Consider the following 356-nt stretch of genomic DNA (forward strand, 5'->3'; position numbering starts at 1 on the left):
AAATCAGTTCTTGCACTTGTTGAAGCGCTTGACTCTTACATCCCAGAACCAGAGCGTGCAATCGATAAAGCATTCTTAATGCCAATCGAAGATGTATTCTCTATCTCTGGTCGTGGTACGGTTGTAACTGGTCGTGTTGAATCTGGTATCGTTAAAGTTGGCGAATCAGTTGAAATCGTTGGTATCCGTGACACAGTTGTAACGACTGTAACTGGTGTAGAAATGTTCCGTAAACTTCTTGACGAAGGTCGTGCGGGCGAGAACTGTGGTGTTCTTCTGCGTGGTACTAAGCGTGAAGACGTACAACGTGGTCAAGTACTTGCTAAACCAGGTACAATCAAGCCACACACTAAATT

The 356-nt window shown here is 44.4% G+C and carries 1 protein-coding gene; it reads left to right on the top strand.

Going from position 1 to position 356, the window contains the following annotated elements; all coding sequences use genetic code 11:
• Positions 1 to 356, top strand: a 356-nt coding sequence (locus CDG59_RS14970; RefSeq protein WP_264754472.1) for an EF-Tu/IF-2/RF-3 family GTPase, incomplete at both ends; no start/stop codon positions are given.

This window comes from Acinetobacter sp. WCHA29, assembly GCF_002165335.1.
Lineage (GTDB): Bacteria > Pseudomonadota > Gammaproteobacteria > Pseudomonadales > Moraxellaceae > Acinetobacter.